The organism is Georgenia sp. G2120, from assembly GCF_055326485.1.
In genome coordinates, this window is record NZ_JBUZNL010000014.1 from 53,325 (window position 1) to 69,987 (window position 16,663).

Here is a 16,663-nt window from a genome sequence, read left to right on the forward strand (position 1 = left end):
ATCCGGCGGCGCGTGAGCCGGCGCGCGGCGGTCTCCTTCTCTGCGCGGCGCTCCGTCAGCGACGCGGTGGGTCGCGCGGGACCGCGGCGGCCCCCGCGCGCATGGACGGGCGGGGCGGCCGGCGTCGAGGAGCCGCTCGAGGTCCTGGTCGCCGAGGAGCCGCTCGGGCTCGTGGTCGTCGCAGTGGCGCGGGACTTCCCCCTCGCGCCCGACGACGACGCCGCGCCCCCCGATCCGCCGGCCGCCGTGGCGGAGGAACCGCCCGACCTCCCGGAGGCACGCCGGGCCACCGACGTGCCGGACGAGCCCGTCGCCCTGGCCTTCCCGTTCTTCCCCGACGCCCCCTTCGTCCCAGGCTCCCCGGTCGTCCCGGACGCCGACGCCGGTCCGGCCTTCCCGGACGCCGCGGCCCTCCCGGCCTTCCCGGACGCACCGGCCTTCCCAGCCGTCCCGGAACCGTCGCCGGACGTCGCAGCGCCGTCGTCGCCCGCCTGCGGGCGCGACCCTGTGCGCCGGGGCGGAGTCGGCTCACCCCGCCGCGGCGGTCGGGGCGCCCTCACGTCCGTGCGCCCAGGTGGTCGAGGACGACCGGGCCGAGCTCGGTGACGTCACCGGCCCCCATGGTGAGCACGAGGTCCCCCGGGCGTGCGGCGGCCGCGATCTCGCGGGCGGCCTCGTGCCGGTCGGCGACGAACCGACCGTCGGACATCCGCGCGGTGACGAGCGAGCCGTCGACCCCGGGCTCGGGGTCCTCCCGCGAGGCGAACACGTCGGTGACGACCGCGAGGTCGGCGGCGGACAGCGCGGCCGCGAACTCGGCGGCGAACGCGCGCGTGCGGGAGAACAGGTGCGGCTGGAAGAGGACGAGGACCCGCCCGCCGTCGGCGGCCACCCGGGCGGCGGCGAGCGTCGCGGCGACCTCGGTGGGGTGGTGCGCGTAGTCGTCGACCACACGCACTCCCCCGGCCTCGCCGCGGGGCTCGAACCGGCGGCCGGTCCCGCGGAACTCCCCCAGGGCCGCGGCGGCGTCCGCCAGGTCCACCCCGAGCTCGACCGCGACGGCGACGCAGGCGGCCGCGTTGCGCAGGTTGTGCACCCCGCCCACGGCGAGCTCGAGGGCGGCCGAGCGACCGGCCACCTCCACGCCGCCGCGGGCGCCGTCGACGCTCGGCTCCCCCACCCTCAGCGCGACGTGGGCCTCGGCACCCTCGACCGCACCCGTCGTGCCGTACGTGACCACCCGGGCCCCGCGCGCCGCGGCGGTGGTGGCGAGGCGGCGGGCGCCGTCGTCGTCGGCGCAGGCCACGAGAAGCCCACCGGGGCGGATCCGGTCCGCGAACTCCTCGAAGGCGGCGTGGAACGCCTCGGCGCTGCCCCAGTGGTCGATGTGGTCGACCTCGATGTTGGTGACCACCGAGATCCGCGGGGCGTAGTTGAGGAAGGAGCCGTCGGACTCGTCGGCCTCCGCCACGAACGTGGTGCCGCCACCGAGGTGCGCGCCGGGGCCGACGCCGACGACCGAGCCGCCGATGGCGTAGGACGGGTCGAGGCCGGCGCCGCGCAGGGCGACCGCGAGCATCGCGGAGGTCGTCGTCTTGCCGTGCGCGCCGGCGACGGCGACGAGGTCGAGATCCTCGGCGACCAGCTGCAGCGCCTCGCTGCGGTGGAGGACCGGCAGTCCGGTCGCGCGCGCGTGGGCGAGCTCGGGGTTGGTCTCGCGCACGGCCGTGGAGACGACGACGGTCGCGCCGTCGGGCACGTGCGCGGCGTCGTGGCCGACGTGGACGTCCGCCCCCGCGTCCGCGAGGGCGGCGAGCACGGCGGAGTCCTTGGCGTCGGAGCCGCTCACGCGGGCTCCGCGGGCGAGGAGCAGGTGGGCGACGACGGACATGCCCGCGCCACCGATGCCGACGAGGTGGAAGGCGCGGGTCTCAGCCACGTGCCACCGCCGAGACGAGCGCGGCCAGGGGCCCGGCGCCGTCCCCGGGGCCGGCGGACGCGGCGGCGTCGCCCATCTCCCGCAGGCGGTCCGGGTCCGCCAGGAGCGGGGTCACGGTCTCGCGCACGGCTGCGGGCGAGAGGTCGGCGTCCTCGACGACGATCCCCCCGCCGGCGGCGACGACGTCCGCGGCGTTGAGACGCTGCTCCCCGTTGCCGTGGGGCAGCGGGACGTAGATCGCGGGCAGGCCGAGGGCGGAGAGCTCGGCGACGGTCCCGGCGCCGGAGCGGCAGACGACGAGGTCGGCGCAGGCGAGCGCGTGCTCCATCTCGCCGAGGTAGTCGAGCACGTGGTAGTCGTCGTGGCCCTCGACGGCCGCGCGGACCGGGGCGTCCTTGTCGCGTCCCGTGAGGTGGAGGACCTGGGCGTCGGCGAGGTCTCCCGCGCTCGCCGCGAGGGTCTCGTTGATCCGCTGGGCGCCCAGCGAGCCGCCGGTGACGAGCAGGACGGGTCGGTCGGGGTCGAGTCCGAGTGCGCGGGCGCCGGTCTCCCGTGCAGCGAGGCGTCCGGCCTCGTCCGCCCGGGCGGCGACGAGGTCGGCGACGGCGCGGCGCAGCGGGAGGCCGGTGACCTCGGTGCGCCCGCGGCGTGCGGCCAGCGGGGTCGAGGCGAAGGTGAGGGCGACGGCGGCCGCGGTGCGCGCGCCGACCTTGTTGGCCAGGCCCGGCCGCGCGTTCTGCTCGTGGACGACGACCGGGATCCCGGCGCGGCGGGCGGCGAGGTAGGCGGGCGTCGCGACGTAGCCACCGAACCCGACGACGACGTCGGCCGAGGTGGCCTCGATCGCGGCGCGGGCGGCGCGCACGGCCGCGCGCAGGTTCGTCGGCAGCCTTAGGAGGTCGGCCGTGGGTCGCCGGGGCAGCGGGACGCGCGGGACCGGGTGGAGGTCGAGTCCGGCGGCGGGGACGAGACGGGACTCCAGCCCGTCGGCGGTGCCGAGCGCCGCGCAGCTCGCGCCGTCCTCGGCCAGCGCCGCGGCGGTGGCGAGCATGGGGTTGACGTGGCCCGCGGTACCGCCGCCCGCGAGCAGGACGCGCAGGGGCTCAGCCACGGCGGGCCTTCCGAGGGGTGGCCGTCACCGCGCCCGTGCGCCGGGCGTGCCGGGAGCGCACGCGCAGTGCCTCGCGCGCGCCGGGCTCGGTGCGGGCGAAGCCCAGGAGGATCCCGATGCCGAGCAGGGTGGCGATGAGCGCCGAGCCGCCGGCGGAGACGAGCGGCAGGGGCACGCCGAGCACGGGCAGCAGGCCGATGACGACGAGCATGTTGACGATCGCCTGCCCGAAGATCCACGCGCCGAGCCCGGCAGCGGCGATCTGGACGAACGGGTCGTCGTGCCGGCGCACGATGCGGTAGATCCCGGCGGCGAGCACGGCGAACAGGACGAGCACGACGAGGGTGCCGATGAGGCCGAGCTCCTCGCCGATGATCGCGAAGATGAAGTCGTTGTGGGCCTCGGGCAGGTACTCCCACTTCTCGCGTGACGCGCCGAGGCCGACCCCGGAGATGCCGCCCGAGCCGAGCGCCCACAGCCCGTGCAGGGGCTGGAGGCCGGCGCCGAGGGGGTCGGACTCCGTGAGGCCGAAGAACTGGCCGACCCGCGCGCGACGCGAGGCCGAGGACATGACGAGGAAGGCAGCGAGGCCCGCGCCGACGACGCCGACGAGCGCGAACCACCGCAGGCGCAGGCCGGCCACGTAGTAGGCGCCCGCCACGAGGATCACCATGATCGCCGCGGTGCCCATGTCGTGCCCCGCGAGGACGAGGGTGATCGCCGCGCCGGCCCCGATCACCCCGGGGATCGCGGCGTGCAGGAGATTGTCCATCACCTTGACCTTGCGGGCGAGGACGGCGCCGAGCCAGATCGCGAGGGCCAGCTTGAGGAACTCCGCGGGCTGGATGACCTGGCCGGTGCCGGGCAGGACGATCCAGTTGAGGTTGCCGCCCTGGCCGCGCGCGAAGCCGGTGAAGATGAGGGACTGCAGGGCCAGGCCGAGGACGAGCAGGACCCATGCGGACCTCCGGTAGAAGCCCGGCGGCACGAGGGCGGCGACGAACGCGCCCGCCACGCCGACCGCGAGGAAGAGCAGCTGGCCCACCCACTCCTGGTACGGCGAGCCGGTGTCCGAGATGGCGGTGACCGTCGACGCCGACAGGCGCATGACGGCCCCGACGGCGACGAGCAGCGCCGAGGAGGCCGCGATGAGGTAGAAGCTGAGCGCCGGGTTCTCCTCCCGGCGGGGCTGCGCGGGTGCCTGGGTGACGACGCGGCGGGAAGCGGTGGCGGTCATCTCTCCTCCTGCGTCGCGAGGGCGGCGACCGCGTCGGCGAACACGCGCCCGCGGTGGTCGTAGCTGCGGAACTGGTCCATGGAGGCGCTGGCGGGGGCCAGCAGCACGGTCTGCCCGGGCAGCGCCCGGGACGCGGCCAGCCCGACGGCGCGTTCCATCACCGTCTCATCGTCGTCCGGAACGACCTCGACGAGCGGGACGTCGGGTGCGTGTCGCCCCAGAGCGCTGAGCATCGGCTCGCGGTCGCGCCCGATGAGGACGACGTGCGCGAGCCGGTGGGCGTGCGCGGCGACGAGCTCGTCGAAGCGGGCGCCCTTGGCGAGCCCGCCGGCGATCCACACGACCGAGCGGTCGCCGTGGGCGGCGAGGGCGGCGTCGGCCGCGTGGGCGTTCGTGGCCTTGGAGTCGTCGACGAACCGGACCCCGCCGTGGGTCGCGACGTGGGTGGCCCGGTGGTCCTCGGCACGGTAGGCGCGCAGGGCGTCGCGGACGTGGTGGGGCTCGGCGCCCGCGGCGCGGGCGAGCGTCGCGGCGGCGAGGGCGTCGAGCACGAGGTGGTCGGGCACGTCCTCCGCGCCCGCCCCGGCACCGAGCAGGTGCGCGAGGTCGGCGACCTCGCCGAGCTCGGTCGCCGCCGTCCACCGGTCCGCGCCCACGCGCTCGGCGAGGACCCCCTCGACGACGCCGACCTGCGACACGGCGGGCGGCCCGAGCGTGAGGCCGACCGCGCGGGCACCCTCGGCGACGTCGGCCTCCTCGACCATCTCGCGCGTGACGGGGTCCGCCTCGGAGTAGACGCACAGCCCGGTGACGCCGCGGTACACGCGCGCCTTGTCGGCCCGGTAGGCCGCGAACGAGCCGTGCCAGTCGAGGTGGTCGGGCGCCACGTTGAGGCAGGTCGCGGCCAGCGGGGCGAGCGAGTGGGTCGAGTGCAGCTGGAAGCTCGACAGCTCGGCGGGCAGGACGTCCGGCCCCTCGCCGCCCGCGGTGACGATCTCGACCGGCGGGGTGCCGACGTTGCCGACCGCCGGCGCGTCGAGCCCGGCGGCGGCGAGGATCGCGGCGGTCATCGTCACGGTCGTCGTCTTGCCGTTCGTTCCGGTGACGGCGAGCCAGGGCGCGTACCGGCCGTCGCGGCGCGGGCGCTGGAGACGCCAGGCGAGCTCGATCTCGCTCCACACCGGGATCCCGGCGGCCGCCGCCCGGGTGAGCAGCGGCGAGGTGGCGGGGACGCCGGGCGAGACGACGAGGACGTCGGGCGCGAGGTCGAGCGTGGCCTCGGCGAGCTGCTCCGGGGTGGCGCCGGCGGCGAGCCGCGCGCCGGGGGCGTCGGACCGGGCCGCCTCGAGCGCCTCGTCTCGCGAGTCGGTGGCCACGAGCTCGCCCACGCGGCCGGCCAGCGCGCGCAGCGCGGCCCGGCCGGACGTGCCGAGGCCGACGACGCCGACCCTCGCCGAGGCGAGCTCGGCCGCCGACCGCTCGGCCCACGCCGCGCGGGCCTCGTCCGGGGGGACGGTCATGAGACCGCGACCCACTCACCGTAGAAGATCGCGAGGCCCGCGGCGGCGCACAGCAGCGCGACGAGCCAGAACCGCACGACGATCGTCACCTCGCCCCAGCCGGAGAGCTCGAAGTGGTGGTGCAGCGGGGCCATCTTGAACACCCGCTTGCCGGTGGCCTTGTAGACCCCGATCTGGATGACGTCGGAGATGACGACGGCGACGAACAGTCCGCCGATGACGACCCCGAGGAACTCGGTGCGGGTGAGGATCGTCATCCCGGCCAGGGCGCCGCCGAGGGCGAGGGAGCCCGTGTCCCCCATGAAGATCTTCGCGGGGTTGGTGTTCCACCACAGGAACCCGAGGCACGCGCCGACGATGCAGGCAGCGATGATCGTCAGGTCCCGCGGGTCGCGGATCTCGTAGCAGCCGGCGCCGGGCTCGGCGAGCACCTGGCAGGACTGGTTCGACTGCCAGAACGCGATGCCCGTGTACGCGGCGAAGACGATCGCGGACGTGCCCGTGGCCAGCCCGTCGAGGCCGTCGGTGAGGTTGACGGCGTTCGTCCAGGCCGTGATGAGGAAGTTCGCCCAGATGATGAAGAGCACGAGCCCGATGGCGGCACCCGCGAAGGCGAGGTCGAGGGGCAGGTCGCGGACCCACGAGATCGCCGTCGAGGCGGGCGTGCGGTTGTTCTCCGACGGGAACTGGAGGGCGAGCACGGCGAAGGAGATGCCGATGAACGCCTGCCCGATGATCTTCGCCCGCGCGTCGAGCCCGAGGGACCGGGCCCGGGAGATCTTGATGTAGTCGTCGAGGAACCCGATGACCCCCATGCCGACCATGAGGTAGAGCAGGAGCAGGCCCGACACGTGCGGAAGCCGCCCGGCCGAGAGGTTGGCGACCGCGTAGCCGATGACGGTGGCGGCGATGATGATGACGCCGCCCATCGTCGGCGTGCCGCGCTTGGTCTGGTGACTCGTCGGCCCGTCCTGGCGGATGAACTGGCCGTACTCGCGGCGCACGAGGAGCCGGATGAACGCGGGTGTGCCGAGCAGCGTGACGACGAGCGCCACGCCGGCACCTACGAGGACGGCTGTCATGGGCGCATCTTCTCGTCCCCGGGCGCGTCAGGCGCCGAGGCGAGGCCGTCGGTCGATGTGAGAAGGTCCGCGACCTCCCACACGCCGGACCCGCGCGAGCCCTTGAGCAGGACCGCGTCGCCGGGGTGGGCGACCTCCCGCACGCGCGCCGCGATGACCTCCGGGGTCGACCCGGTCAGGTCGTCCACCTGGATTCCCGCGTCGCGTGCGGCGGCCGCCAACGGCGCCGCCTCCTCGCCGACGACGACGACCGCCTCGATCCCCCGCGCGAGCAGGACCTCGGCGAGACCCGCGTGCTCGGCGGCGGACTCCTCGCCGAGCTCGAGCATGTGGCCGAGCACGGCGACCCGGCGCCGACCGGGCGCGATCGCCTCGAGCGTCGCGAGCCCGGCGCGCATCGAGTCGGGGTTGGCGTTGTACGAGTCGTCGAGGAGGAGGACGTCGCCGGCGAGCGTCGACACCGCGGTGCGGTGGGCGGAGCGCGGACCGGCCACGGCGAGGCGGGCGGCGAGGGCGTCGAGGTCCTCCCCCAGCGCGAGGCCGGCGGCGGTCGCGGCGAGCGCGTTGGCCACGTGGTGGGGACCGACGAGCGCGAGGCGCACCTGCGCGCTGCCCGACGGGGTGCGCACGGTGAAGCTCGCCCGTCCGGCGTCGTCGGCGCGCACGTCGGTCGCGGCGAGGTCGGCGGCCGGGTCGCCCGCGGCGGAGAACGTGAGGACGTCGCCGGGCGCGAGGGAGGCCATCGCGGCGACCCGGTGGTCGTCGGCGTTGAGGACGGCGGTGCCGGTGGGGACGAGGCCGGCCACGAGCTCGGACTTCGTGCGGGCGACGTTGTCGATCCCGCCGAAGTGGCCGAGGTGGGCGCGGCCGACGGCAAGCACGATCGCCACGTCGGGCGGCGCCACCGAGGTGAGGTACTCGAGGTTGCCGACGCGGTCGGCGCCCATCTCGAGGACGAGGGTCGTCGTCGCCTCGTCCGCGCGCAGCACGGTCAGCGGCAGGCCGACCTCGTTGTTGAGCGAGCCGGGCGGCGCGACGAGCGGGCCGCGGGGGGTGAGGAGGTCGACGAGGAGGTCCTTCGTCGTCGTCTTGCCGACCGAGCCGGTGACGGCGACGACGCCGGGGCGCTCACCTGCGGGCCGCACGGCCCCGCGCAGCTCGGCGAGCGAGTGGCGGGCGAGGTCGCCGAGGGCGGCGACGGTGTCCGGGACGACGACGAGGCGGGACGCGTCGACGCCGTCGGCGAGCGGGCGGGCCGGGTCCGTGACGAGGGCCCCGACACCGCCGGCGGCGAGCGCGGAGGCGACGTGCGCGTGCCCGTCGGTGCGCTCGCCGACGATGGCGACGAACAGGTCCCCGGGGCCGACCTCGCGGGAGTCCTGGAGGACGCCGCCGGTGACGAGGAGGTCTCCGACCTGCGAGGACGAGCCGGTGGCGCGGGCGACCGCGTCGAGTCCGATGGTGATCACGCCTCATCCTCCCCCGACGCGCGACGCGCGAGGGCCGCCCGGGCCTCCTCGCGGTCGTCGAGGTGGTGGGCGACGTCCCCGACCTCCTGGACCGTCTCGTGCCCGCGACCGGCGAGCAGGACCGTGTCCTCGGGCGCCGCGGCGAGGATCGCGTGGGCGATCGCGGTGCGCCGGTCGCCGACCTCGGTCACGGACGCGCCCTCGACCGCGTGGGCGCCGGCGAGGATCTCGGCGCGGATGGCGGCGGGGTCCTCGGAGTGCGGGTCGTCGTCGGTGACGACGACCTCGTCGGCGAGGCGGGCCGCGACGGCCCCCATGAGCGGGCGCTTGACGGCGTCGCGGTCCCCGGCGGATCCGGTCACGCACCACAGGCGTCCGCGGGTGGTCGGCCGCAGCTCGGTGAGCACGGTCTCGAGGGCCTCGGTGTTGTGGGCGAAGTCGACGACGACCCGGGGCGCCTCGGCGAGGACCTCCATCCGTCCGGGCACGGCGGGGCTCACGCCGCCGGCACCGGCGAGGGCCCGCTCGATCTCGGCCGGGTCGTGCCCCGCGCGCCAGACCATGCCGACGGCGAGCGCCGCGTTGGCCACGTTGAACGCGCCCGGCATGTCCGTGGAGGTCGCCACCCGGCCGTCCTCCCCCACCAGGGTGAGCTCGCCGGGAGCGCCGGACCGGACGCCCAGCTGCGCGTCGGCGTCGTGCCCGAGGCTCCACACGTCCCCGGGGCGGGCCTCCTCGGCAGACGCGGCCAGGCGCCGGCCCCACTCGTCGTCGACCGTGACGACCCCGGCGCGCGAGCGCTCGGGCGCGAACAGGCGGGCCTTCGCCGCGAAGTACTCCTCGACGGAGCCGTGCAGGTCGAGGTGGTCGGGCGTGAGGTGGGTGAAGCCGGCGACGTCGAACGTCACGCCGTCGACCCGGCCGAGCATGAGCGCGTGCGAGGAGACCTCCATGACGAGGTCGGTGACGCCCGCCTCGACCATGGCGGCGAGCACGGCGTGCAGCTCGTCGGCCTGCGGCGTGGTGAGCGCGGCGGGCACGGAGGTCCCGGCGATCCGGATCTCGACCGTGCCGATGAGGCCGGTCGTGCGCCCGAGCGCGGTGAGCACGTGGTCGACCATGAACGCCGTCGTCGTCTTGCCGTTCGTGCCGGTCAGTGCGTACGTGCGCAGCCGGTCCGCGGGGTTGCCCCAGGCCAGCGCGGCGAGCGGACCGACCACGGCGGCGACGTCGTCGACGACGAGGACCGGGACGCCCGGCTCCCCGTCGGCGCGCGCGAGGTCGGCGCCCGCGGCGTCCGTGAGGACCGCGGCCGCACTCCGTGCGACGGCGTCGGACGTGAACCGCGCGGCGTGGTGGCGGGCGCCGGGCCGGGCGACGAAGAGCTCTCCTCCGGTGACCCGCCGGTTGTCCGCGACGACCCCGGACACCGCCGTCCCGGGTTCCGGAGGCGCACCGACGAGGTGCGCGCCGGCAGCCCGCGCGAGGTCGGCGAGGTCGACGGGCGCGACGGCGGTCGGCCGCAGCGCGGGGGTCACTGCGGCCCCCACTCCACCCCGGGCTCGAGCGGCAGGTACGGAGCGGGCTCGGTCGACGGCGGGACGCCCAGGTGCGCCATCGTGAACTCGGCGACCTCGGCGAAGACGGGAGCGGCCACGCGCGAACCGTAGGACGCCCCGGCGGCGTTGTACATGACGACGCCGATCGCGACCTCGGGGGCCTCGGCCGGGATCGCGCCGATGAAGGTGCCGACGCGGCCCGTGAGCCCCCCGTTCTCGTCGGGGACCTGGGCGGTGCCGGTCTTCCCGGCCACGCGGTAGCCGTCGACGGCGGCGAGCTGGGCGGTGCCCTCCTCGGTCACGGCGCCCTCCATCATGGCGAGGGTGTCCGCGGCGCTCTCCTCGCTGACGACCCGCTGCCCGTCGAGCAGCGGGGTCGGCGTCATCGTGCCGTCGGTCTCCTCGACGGCCTCGACGATGTGCGGCTCCATGCGCACGCCGCCGTTGGCGATCGTGGCGGCGGTCGAGGTCGACTGCAGGACGGTGAGCGCGAGGCCCTGGCCGAACATCGAGGTGTAGTACTGCCGGTCGTCCCACTGCTCGTAGGGCGCGAGGATGCCGGAGGACTCGCCGGGCAGCTCGATGCCGGTGCGCTGGCCGAGGCCGAAGCGCTGGAGGTAGTCGTACCGGACGTCCGCGGGGACGGTGTCGCCGATCTGGACGAGGCCGGTGTTGTACGAGCGGGCGAGCACGCCGGCGGTCGTCAGGGTGATCGGGGCGTGGGAGTCGTTGTCGCGGAACTCCTGCCCGTTGGGCATCGTGATCGTGTCCGGGGTCAGCCACTCGTCGTCGACCTCGACACCGCCCGCGTCGAGCGCCGTGGCGAAGGTCGGGATCTTCCCGGTCGAGCCGGGCATGTACGGGGTGGTCACGGCGCGTGAGCCGCGGTCCTCGGCGGCCCACTCCTGGTAGTTGCCGGGGTCGACGGTGTTGTTGTCGCACAGCGCGAGGATCCGGCCCGTGCCGACCTCCTCGACGACGACGGCGCCCCAGGCGGCCGAGTGGCGCTCGACGGCCTCGTCGATGATCCGCTGGCACTCGTACTGGAGGTCGCGGTCGATCGTGGTCTGGACGTCGCGCCCCTGGACCGCGGGGACGTCCTCGCGGGTGGCGCCGGGGATGACCTGGCCGTCGCGGCCGATCTCGACCGTGGTCGAGCCGTCGGTGCCGGCGAGGACCTCCTCGTAGGACTGCTCGAGCCCGGCGAGGCCGGTGCCGTCGCGGCCGACGAACCCGGTGATGTTGCCGCCCGTGGTGCCGTTCGGGTAGAGCCGGTCGACCGTGGCCTCGGGCTCGATGCCGATGATCCCGAGCTCGCGGATCTGGCGCCACTGCGCGGGAGTGACGTCGCGGGCGATGTAGGCGAAGGTCGAGTCGCCGACCATGAGGGCGCCGAGCTCGGCGGGGTCGACGTCGAGGATCGGGGCCAGGCGCTCGGCGGCGGCCGAGATGCCCGTGCCGACGACCTCGCCGTCCTCGTCGCGCGCCTCGTAGCTCGTGATGAGCTGCTGGTTGACGCCGAGGTTGTAGGTCTGCACCGAGGTGGCCAGCACCTCACCGTTCGCGTCGAGGATCTCGCCGCGCTGCGCCTGGACGGCGTAGGTGCGGATGCGGTTGTCCCGCGCGTCGCTCGCGAGCTGCGGGCCCTCGAGGGCCTGGACCCAGATGAGCCGGCCGGCGACCACGAGGAGGATCGCGAGGAGGAGGACGAGGAGGATCCGCGTGCGTCGGATCCAGTCGCGCGGGGCGGTCGTCACCAGCGGCGAGCGTGGCATCAGTTCGTTCCCTCCTCGGTGGGTCCGCCGGTGATCTCACCGGACTCGAGCTCGATGAAGTAGGTGGTCTGCGGGCGGGTCATGCCGAGCTCCTGCGCGCGCTCGTCGAGGACCGAGGAGGCGCCGGCGGCGTCGATCTCGACCTCGAGCGCCGCGACCGACTCCTCGACGAGCGCGAGGTCCATCTGCCGGTCGTGGAGGGCGTAGGCGGCCTCAGCCATGCGGATGTTGAGCACGAGCACGGTGGCGAGGGCCGCGAGCAGGATGGCCGCGAGTAGCGCGACGAACGGCGCCCGCGAGCGCGCCGGGACCGGGCTGGGGACGACCGTGAGCCGGGATCGCTGCCGTCGGGTGGTGACCGGGGCCGGCGCGGCCGTCGTGCGGCGTGGCGCGCGGGCCGGCGCGGGAACGGGCTGGGCGCTCATCGGGTGCTCCTCGGGCGCGCTGCGGGGGCGCTGGTGGGTCGTGCGGCGGTCGGGCGGTCGGTGCTGGCCGTGCGGTTCGTGCGTACGTCGCGGTCCGTGCGGGCGGCGCGGGCCGTGCGAGCCGCGCGGTCCGTGCGTGCGTCGCGGTCGGTGCGGGCCAGGTGGTCGGGCGTCGGGCGCAGGCGCTCGGCGGCCCTCAGGCGGACGGCGCGGGAGCGGCTGTTGCCGGCGAGCTCGACCTCGTCCGCCTCCTCCGCCCCGCGGGTGAGCAGGCGGAGGTAGGGCTGGTGGGTCTCGGGGACCACCGGCAAGTCGGGCGGAGCGGAGGTGACGGCACCCCGGGCGAGCTCGGCCTTGACGAGGCGGTCCTCGAGCGACTGGTAGGACTCGACGACGATCCGGCCCCCGACGGCGAGCGCCTCGACGGCGCGCGGCAGGGCGTCGGCGAGGATGTCGAGCTCGCCGTTGACGGCGATGCGCAGCGCCTGGAAGGTCCGCTTGGCGGGGTTGCCGCCGGTGCGGCGACCGGCGGCGGGCATCGCGGTGTCGACGACGTCGACGAGGTCTGCGGTCGTGCGCAGCGGCGCGGTCTCCCGGCGGCGGACGATCTCGGCGGCGAGGCGGGGGGCGAACTTCTCCTCGCCGTAGGTGCGGAGGATCCGGCGCAGCTCGCGCTCGTCGAGCGTGGCGAGGAGGTCGGCCGCGGTCGGGCCGGTCGTGGCGTCCATCCGCATGTCGAGCGGGGCGTCGTGCGCGTAGGAGAAGCCGCGGTCCGTCTCGTCGAGCTGGAGCGAGGAGACGCCGAGGTCCATGAGGACGCCCGCGACCTCGCCGCCCGCGTGCTCGGCCACGACCTCGTCGATCTCGTCGTAGGTCGCGTGCACGCCCGTGAAGCGGTCCGCGTACGGGGCGAGCCGGGCGGTCGCCAGCGCGAGCGCCTCGGTGTCGCGGTCGATCCCGATCACCCGCAGGCCCGGGAAGCGCGCGAGCGCCCCCTCGCTGTGGCCACCGAGGCCGAGGGTGGCGTCGACGAGCACAGCGCCGGGGGCCTCGAGGGCCGGTGCGAGCAGGTCGAGGCAGCGCTCGAGCAGGACCGGGAGGTGGCGGTCCTGCGTGGGGCGGTCCTGGCTGTGCTCGGGAGTGGTGCTCATCGGTCCTCCTCTCGGGCGGTCGTGGGGTGTGCGGGGCGGGGATGACGGGCGGGTCGGCGGTGGTGCGTCGTGGTCGTTCGTCGTCGTGGATCCGGTCGGTCGTGCTCGTCGCGGGCGACGATCGGGCTCTGAGGCTGGCGGCACGACCTCGGGGTGCGATCCGGCTCGTACCGCCAGGACTCCCACCTCCGCTCCGGCGCCGGGGAAGTGCGCCGGGGGCGGGGGCACCGGCGCCGGGGAAGTGCGTCGGTGCGGTGGGAGACCTCGCGTGGCGAGCTCCGGTGTGCCGTGCAGCTGTGGAGTTGTCAGGGACGTGCGGTGATCGGGCGGGGACGTGCGGAGGTCGGCGGGTCAGAAGAGGCCCGGGACCACCTCCTCCGCCGTGTCCGCGAACGACTCCTCCTGGGCGGCGAGGTACTCGGCCCACGCGGTGGCGTCCCAGATCTCGATCCGGCTGCCCGCGCCGATGACGGCGGTCTCGCGCTCGAGGCCCGCGTAGCGGCGCAGGTTCGCCGGGATCGTCAGGCGGCCCTGCTTGTCCGGCACCTCGTCCGAGGCGCCGGAGAGGAACACGCGCAGGTAGTCGCGGGCCTGCTTGGAGGTCACCGGCGCCTGCCGGAGCCGCTCGTGCATGGACTCGAACTCCGCGGCGGGGAAGGCGAAGAGGCAGCGGTCCTGACCCCGGGTGAGGACGAGGCCGTCGGCGAGGTCGGCGCGGAACTTGGCCGGCAGGATCAGCCGGCCCTTGTCGTCCAGGCGCGGCTCGTAGGTACCGAGGAACATCGCGGCACCTCCCTCGCTCGTCGCCCTGCCGCTCCCGTGACCCCCACGTTACTCCACTTCACTCCACCGCGATAGCAGATCGGGCCGACATCGAGCGTGTGTCGCGCGATATCCCAGGTAATCACTGGTGGTGCGCGGTGGAGGGGATCGGGGCGGCCGGCGGGCACGGCGGGCCGACGCTGATCGGCTCGTCGAGGTCGGTGCGGTGAGCTCGTGGGCGCGGGGCTGTCTCGGGCGCGGCGTCGGTGCGGCGTCGGTGCGGCGCGAGTGTGGAACCGATGCCGCTCCGGCGCAGCTCCAACGACAGCAGATCGGCATGATTCCGCGGGTCCCGCCGGCTCACGCACGATCAGGTCGTGCACACGGCTCCGCGGCGTCGTCGGCGGGGAGCGGTGTGGGGGAACTCCCGGGGCGGGACGTGGAGGAGCTCCGGGGCGGGACGTGGAGGAGCTCCGGGGAGGGAAGTGGGGGAACCTCGGGGAGGGAAGTGGGGGAACCTCGGGGAGGGAAGAGGGGGCCTCGTCGGACGAGGCGGAGAGATCCCGGAGATCGAGGTGGAGCACCTTGGTGGAGCGACGTGGAGGGACCGGCGGACGGAGGCGGAGCACGCCTCGTGGAGCGACGTGGAGAGCCCCTCGTGGAGCAACCTGGAAAACCCGCCAGACACCCGGCCGGGCAAGACGACGGCCCCCGGTCCGCATCGCTGCGGGCCGGGGGCCGTTCTCTCAAGCGCTCAGATTGGGAGACGCCCGGTCGTCAGGACCGGGCGCCGGGGTGGGTCAGACGCCGCGTCCCTCGCCGCGCTGCTCCCACTTCTCCTGCTGACGCTCCATGAAGCTCTTGCTGGTCGCGGTCCGGCCGCCGGACGGGCCGGAACCGCCGGAGGACGGGCCTCCGCGTCCGCCCCTGCCGCCTCGCCCGCCGGGGCCGGCGCCGGGCGAACCCTGGCCGGTGCGGGCGGGGCGCGTCGACGGGGTCATCGCGAGGAGCACGCCGCCGACCATCGCGAGGAAACCGAGGACGCCGAGCCAGATCCAGCCGGTCGCGACGCCGCCGACGAGGCCGCCGATGCCCACGACCGCGACGAGCGCGCCGAGGGCGACCTTGCGCAGGTCGGGACCGGAGGTGTCGCCGAGCGTCTCCGCCAGGCGCGGATCGTCGGCGTGCAGCTGCGCTTCCATCTGGGCGAGCATGCGCTGCTCGTAGTCGGAGAGTGGCATCCTGCCCCCTTCCTCAGCACCGGTCGGACCTCGGCTCGCGTCCGGACGGAGCGCGACTCCCCCTCAGGATAGGTCCTGGCGGGCTCCCTCGTCACGCCGGGGGACGCCGTCATGACCGGGGTCATCTCCCCCACCCTCCCGGGCACGCCCCGACCGGCGACCGAGCAGCGCCGCCGGGGCGAGCGCGGACCGGCCGAACCGCTCCCGCACGGCGTCGAGCGCCTCCTCGGCGAGCGCCGCGCCGGGATCGTCGTCGAGGGCGAGCTGAAGGCCGTGACCTGCGGGTTCGAGGGCCTCCAGGCGCACGCCGAGCAGTCGCAGCCCGTCCCGGGGGAGGTCGACCGCGCCGAGCAGGGCGCGCGCGGCCGCCACGACGTCCCGGGCGAGCGAGGTCGCGGCGGGCAGGCTGCGCGACCGGGTGATGGTCGTGAAGTCGGGGAACCGGACCTTGATGCTCACCGTGCGCGCGAGCAGCCCGGCAGCCCTCAGCCTCGCCGCGGCCGCGTGGGACTGCTCGAGCAGCACCCGGTCGAGCGCCCCCCGGTCCGCCACCGGGTCGAAGAACGTGTGCTCGGACCCGATCGACTTCTCCGCCGCCCGCTCCGAGCGGACCTCCCGTGCGTCCACGCCCATCGCGAGGGCGTGCAGGCGCGTCCCGGCCGCGCGCCCGAGCGCCCGCTCGAGGTCGACGGTCCGCGCGGCGGCGACGTCACCGACCGTCTCCCAGCCGTGCCGGCGCAGCACCTCGGCCGACTTCTCCCCCACGCCCCACAGCGCCCCCACGGGAAGCGGATGGAGGAAGTCGAGCGTGGCGGCGGCGGGGACGAGCAGCAGCCCGTCCGGCTTGGCCGCGCCCGAGGCGATCTTGGCCACGTGCTTGGTGCTCGCGATGCCCACGGACGCCGCGAGCCCCGTCTCCTCCCGCACCCGCGCGCGGACGTGCGCGCCGATCGTCAGCGGCGGACCGAGCCGGCGCACGGCCCCGCGCACGTCGAGGAAGGCCTCGTCCACGCTCAGCTGCTCGACCCGGTCGGTGACCGTGCCGAGCACCTCCATGACGACGCGGGAGATCTCCCGGTAGCGCCCGTGCCTGCCCGGCACGACCACGGCCTGCGGGCACAGCGCCCGCGCCTGCGCGACCGGCATGGCCGAGCGCACGCCGTACGCGCGGGCCTCGTAGGTCGCCGCCGACACCACGCCGCGCTCCGGCCCGCCCACGATGACCGGGCGCCCGGCGAGCTCGGGGTTGTCGAGGACCTCGACGGCGGCGAAGAACGCGTCCATGTCGACGTGCAGGAGGAACGTCCCCGAGTCGTCGGTCCCGAACGGCGTGGGTCCGCGCCTCGGGGTCCCGCTCGCGCGGACGGGCTTGCGGCTCACAGCCCGACGCTA

General features: G+C 75.5%; 14 protein-coding genes. 1 reads left to right on the forward strand and 13 read right to left on the reverse strand.

Going from position 1 to position 16,663, the window contains the following annotated elements; translation table 11 throughout:
- The first annotated feature begins 12 nt into the window (after nt 1-12).
- A complete protein-coding gene (locus tag ACZLMO_RS14005) occupies nt 13-606 on the forward strand; it encodes a hypothetical protein (protein WP_425713051.1) in 594 nt (197 codons plus the stop codon).
- On the opposite strand, the gene murC is transcribed toward ACZLMO_RS14005, so the two are convergent.
- The 13 genes from murC to dinB all read right to left on the reverse strand — a co-directional run bounded on the left by murC (nt 557) and on the right by dinB (nt 16,651).
- Nucleotides 557-1,939 carry a UDP-N-acetylmuramate--L-alanine ligase gene (gene murC / locus ACZLMO_RS14010; protein WP_425713050.1) on the reverse strand — a complete coding sequence of 461 codons (1,383 nt, stop codon included), beginning with the start codon at nt 1,937-1,939 and terminating at the stop codon, nt 557-559. The two genes, ACZLMO_RS14005 and murC, sit on opposite strands and share 50 nt — an antisense overlap.
- Nucleotides 1,932-2,990 carry a UDP-N-acetylglucosamine--N-acetylmuramyl-(pentapeptide) pyrophosphoryl-undecaprenol N-acetylglucosamine transferase gene (locus ACZLMO_RS14015; protein WP_463654098.1) on the reverse strand — a complete coding sequence of 353 codons (1,059 nt, stop codon included), beginning with the start codon at nt 2,988-2,990 and terminating at the stop codon, nt 1,932-1,934. Before ACZLMO_RS14015 ends, murC begins: the two co-directional genes overlap by 8 nt.
- A gap of 52 nt (nt 2,991-3,042) precedes the next feature.
- Complete coding sequence (locus ACZLMO_RS14020) at nt 3,043-4,287, reverse strand: peptidoglycan glycosyltransferase FtsW (RefSeq protein ID WP_425713048.1); 1,245 nt, start codon at nt 4,285-4,287, stop codon at nt 3,043-3,045.
- Nucleotides 4,284-5,807 (reverse strand): UDP-N-acetylmuramoyl-L-alanine--D-glutamate ligase, encoded by a 1,524-nt coding sequence (gene murD, locus ACZLMO_RS14025; protein ID WP_425713047.1) that lies wholly within the window; start codon nt 5,805-5,807, stop codon nt 4,284-4,286. The genes ACZLMO_RS14020 and murD overlap by 4 nt, the downstream gene beginning before the upstream one ends.
- Entirely contained in the window at nt 5,804-6,889 is a 1,086-nt protein-coding gene (gene mraY, locus ACZLMO_RS14030; RefSeq protein ID WP_425713046.1) for a phospho-N-acetylmuramoyl-pentapeptide-transferase, read from the reverse strand. The genes murD and mraY overlap by 4 nt, the downstream gene beginning before the upstream one ends.
- On the reverse strand, nt 6,886-8,358 hold the full coding sequence (locus ACZLMO_RS14035; protein WP_425713045.1) for a UDP-N-acetylmuramoyl-tripeptide--D-alanyl-D-alanine ligase: 1,473 nt from the start codon (nt 8,356-8,358) through the stop codon (nt 6,886-6,888). The genes mraY and ACZLMO_RS14035 overlap by 4 nt, the downstream gene beginning before the upstream one ends.
- Complete coding sequence (locus ACZLMO_RS14040) at nt 8,355-9,896, reverse strand: UDP-N-acetylmuramoyl-L-alanyl-D-glutamate--2,6-diaminopimelate ligase (RefSeq protein WP_425713044.1); 1,542 nt, start codon at nt 9,894-9,896, stop codon at nt 8,355-8,357. Before ACZLMO_RS14040 ends, ACZLMO_RS14035 begins: the two co-directional genes overlap by 4 nt.
- On the reverse strand, nt 9,893-11,692 hold the full coding sequence (locus tag ACZLMO_RS14045) for a peptidoglycan D,D-transpeptidase FtsI family protein (RefSeq protein WP_425713043.1): 1,800 nt from the start codon (nt 11,690-11,692) through the stop codon (nt 9,893-9,895). The genes ACZLMO_RS14040 and ACZLMO_RS14045 overlap by 4 nt, the downstream gene beginning before the upstream one ends.
- Nucleotides 11,692-12,117, reverse strand: a complete 426-nt coding sequence (gene ftsL, locus ACZLMO_RS14050; protein WP_425713042.1) for a cell division protein FtsL — start codon at nt 12,115-12,117, stop codon at nt 11,692-11,694. The genes ACZLMO_RS14045 and ftsL overlap by 1 nt, the downstream gene beginning before the upstream one ends.
- Nucleotides 12,114-13,268 carry a 16S rRNA (cytosine(1402)-N(4))-methyltransferase RsmH gene (gene rsmH / locus ACZLMO_RS14055; RefSeq protein WP_425713041.1) on the reverse strand — a complete coding sequence of 385 codons (1,155 nt, stop codon included), beginning with the start codon at nt 13,266-13,268 and terminating at the stop codon, nt 12,114-12,116. The genes ftsL and rsmH overlap by 4 nt, the downstream gene beginning before the upstream one ends.
- Before the next feature lie 351 nt (nt 13,269-13,619).
- Nucleotides 13,620-14,051, reverse strand: coding sequence for a division/cell wall cluster transcriptional repressor MraZ (gene mraZ / locus ACZLMO_RS14060; protein ID WP_425713040.1), 432 nt, complete (start codon nt 14,049-14,051; stop codon nt 13,620-13,622).
- Between the two features lie 779 nt (nt 14,052-14,830).
- Entirely contained in the window at nt 14,831-15,271 is a 441-nt protein-coding gene (locus tag ACZLMO_RS14065; RefSeq protein ID WP_425713039.1) for a DUF3040 domain-containing protein, read from the reverse strand.
- A 63-nt stretch (nt 15,272-15,334) separates the two neighbouring features.
- Entirely contained in the window at nt 15,335-16,651 is a 1,317-nt protein-coding gene (gene dinB / locus ACZLMO_RS14070) for a DNA polymerase IV (RefSeq protein ID WP_425713038.1), read from the reverse strand.
- Between the last annotated feature and the right edge of the window lie 12 nt (nt 16,652-16,663).